We start from the raw sequence: 2635 nt of genomic DNA, 5'->3' as shown, positions 1-2635 counted from the left end.
ATCTCGTCCTGCGAGAAGACGTCGGGCTTGCGGGGCAGCTGCTGGCCGGGCTGGGCGGCCGGCATCCGGCCGGTGCCGACCTGGAAGTCGACCGCGGCGGCGCCCACGCCGACGAGCGACGGGCCGAGCTGGTTGCCGTCGATGGACTTGACGCCCTCGCCGTTCTGCCCGTGGCAGAACGAGCAGTTCACGGTGAACAGCTTGCGCCCCTGGTCGACGAGCTCCTGGTCGGTCTGCTGGTCCTGCGCCTGGGCCGGCGAGAACGTGGCGTACAGACCGCCCATCATCAGCAGCCCCAGGACGAGCACCAGGAAACCGGCGAGCGGTCCGCGGCGGTGGCGCGAGAGCCGGCCGGCCCAGCCATCAACAGAGCGGTTCAGGAAGCGCACATCAGGTCCTTGGTCGGCGGGCTACTTGACGAGGTAGATGGTCGCGAACAGCCCGATCCAGACGACATCGACGAAGTGCCAGTAGTAGGACACGACGATGGCGCTGACCGCCTGCTCGTGGGTGAACTTGCGTGCGATGTAGGTGCGGCCGAGCACGAACAGGAAGGCGATCAGCCCGCCGGTGACGTGGAGGCCGTGGAAGCCGGTGGTGAGGTAGAACATCGTGCCGTACGCCGACGCCTGGATCGTGACGCCTTCCTGGATCAGCGTGGCGTACTCGATGGCCTGGCCGGCGATGAAGACCGCGCCCATGGCGTAGGTGAGGATGAACCACTCGCGCAGGCCCCACTTGCCGACCTGGACTAGCGAGCCGGACCGCCCGACCTGGCCGCGCTCGGCGGCGAACACTCCGAGCTGGCAGGCCACCGACGACAGCACCAGGACCGTGGTGTTCGCGGTGGCGAACGGGATGTCGAGGAGTGCGGTGTTCTGGGCCCAGAGGTCCTCGGACACGGCGCGGATCGTGAAGTACGAGGCGAACAGCGCCGCGAAGAACATCAGCTCGCTCGAGAGCCAGATGATGGTCCCTACGCTGACCATGCTCGGGCGGTCATGGTGCCCGTGAAGTCGGGAGGCCGGGATCGCTGCTGCAGTCGCCACGCGGCCATTATGTCGGTAGCCGCCCCCGAGGGCACCCCGACCCCCGGTTCGGTCGGGACATATTGTTCGAAGCGTGGTGGGTGTCGCTGATGGAGCTCCGCTCGACCTGCCTGCGTTCACGTTCTCACGAGCGCTGACGGACTGGTCGCTGGCCCCGTTGCCGTTCGTCCTGACGGTGTGGGCGGTCGGCTTCTACGCGCTCGGGATCCTCACGATGCGGCGCCGCGGCGACCGCTGGCCGTGGGGCCGCACGCTCGCCTTCACGGTCGGCATGGCCGCGTTCGTCCTGGCGACCATGTCGGGCATCGCGGCGTACGACACGACGCTGCTGAGCGTCCACATGGTCCAGCACATGGTGCTGTCGATGATCGTGCCGCTCGCCCTCGCGCTGAGCGCACCGGTGACACTGGCGCTCCGGACGCTGCCGAAGGGACCGCGCCGGTGGCTGTTGGTGGTGCTGCACTCCCGGGTCGCCAAGGTGCTCACGTTCCCGCCCCTCACCCTCGCGCTCTACGTCGTGTCACCGTGGGCGCTCTACTTCTCCGGCTGGTACCTGGCGTCGCTGGAGTCGACGTACGTGCACGAGATGATGCACGTGCACCTCGTGATCGTCGGGACGCTCTTCTTCTGGCCGTTGGTGGGGATCGACCCCGTCCCGGGCCGGGTGCCGCACGTCTTCCGGGTGCTTCTGGTGTTCCTGACGCTGCCCTTCCACGCGTTCCTCGGCGTCACGATCATGGGCCAGTCGAGCCTGCTCGGCGGCTACTGGTACCCCTTGCTCCACGAGGGGCCGATGGGCGCCTGGCTGCCTGACCCGCTCGACGACCAGTACCTCGCCGGCGGGATCCTGTGGGGGAGCGGCGACTTCATCGGGCTGATCCTCTTCGCCGTGCTGTTCGCGCAGTGGGTGCGGTCCTCGATCCGCGAGGCCGCCCGCGAGGACCGGCGGTTGGACCTGCTGGAGGCACGAGGTCGGGGGTCCGCCGAAGACGGGTAGCATGCGGGCCGTGACCGACCACGCAGCATCCGGCAAGCCTGCCTCGCTGAAGGTGCTCGTCTACTCCGACGACATCAACACCCGGCAACAGGTGATCCTCGCGCTCGGCCGGCGACCGCACCCGGACCTGCCGGAGCTGGAGTACGTCGAGGTCGCCACCGAACCGGTCGTGATCCAGAACATGGACGCCGGCGGCATCGCGCTCGCCATCCTCGACGGCGAGGCCGTCCCCGCAGGCGGCATGGGCATCGCCAAGCAGCTCAAGGACGAGATCTACCAGTGCCCGCCGCTGCTGGTGCTGACCGGACGGGTGCAGGACGCCTGGCTCGCGACCTGGTCGCGCGCGGACGCTGTGGTGCCGCACCCGATCGACCCCATCCAGCTGGCGGACGCCGTCGTGGGCCTGCTGCGCTCGCGAGTCCCCGCCACGAGCTGATCCCGCACGGGTCGGGCTGATGACGCACACCTGGCCGGAGCTGATCTCCGCGCTGGTCGCCCGCCAGGACCTCGCCCCGAGCCAGACCGCCTGGGCGATGGGCCAGATCGTCGCGGGTGAGGCGACCCCCGCCCAGATCGCCGGGTTCGCCGT

4 protein-coding genes and 1 pseudogene are annotated in these 2635 nt (G+C 69.2%); 3 read left to right on the top strand and 2 right to left on the bottom strand.

What is annotated here, in order from left to right; genetic code table 11:
* A partial coding sequence (locus VFZ39_RS03390; protein WP_330864313.1) for a c-type cytochrome occupies nucleotides 1-389 on the bottom strand: 389 nt, incomplete at its 3' end.
* Nucleotides 390-410: 21 nt separating this feature from the next.
* Nucleotides 411-1031, bottom strand: a complete 621-nt coding sequence (locus tag VFZ39_RS03385; RefSeq protein WP_330864314.1) for a cytochrome c oxidase subunit 3 — start codon at nucleotides 1029-1031, stop codon at nucleotides 411-413.
* Nucleotides 1032-1122: 91 nt separating this feature from the next.
* Between VFZ39_RS03385 and VFZ39_RS03380 the strand changes: the two genes are divergently transcribed.
* The 3 genes and pseudogenes from VFZ39_RS03380 to VFZ39_RS03370 form a co-directional block, all read left to right on the top strand.
* Entirely contained in the window at nucleotides 1123-2046 is a 924-nt protein-coding gene (locus VFZ39_RS03380) for a cytochrome c oxidase assembly protein (RefSeq protein WP_330864312.1), read from the top strand.
* Between the two features lies 1 nt (nucleotide 2047).
* A complete protein-coding gene (locus VFZ39_RS03375) occupies nucleotides 2048-2482 on the top strand; it encodes a hypothetical protein (RefSeq protein ID WP_414690255.1) in 435 nt (144 codons plus the stop codon).
* 19 nt (nucleotides 2483-2501) lie between these two features.
* Nucleotides 2502-2635 (top strand): annotated as a pseudogene (locus VFZ39_RS03370) (anthranilate phosphoribosyltransferase); the annotation flags it as partial.

It is taken from the genome of Nocardioides sp. (assembly GCF_036374615.1).
In the GTDB taxonomy this organism is placed as follows: Bacteria; Actinomycetota; Actinomycetes; order Propionibacteriales; family Nocardioidaceae; genus Nocardioides.
The sequence above is the reverse complement of the archived record's forward strand: the minus strand, read 5'-3'. Positions and strand labels throughout refer to the sequence as shown.

Excerpts from the sequence above, each read along its gene's own strand:
- VFZ39_RS03375 (WP_414690255.1), top strand. The coding sequence starts at position 2,048 with ATGCGGGCCGTGACCGACCACGCAGCATCCGGCAAGCCTGCCTCGCTG.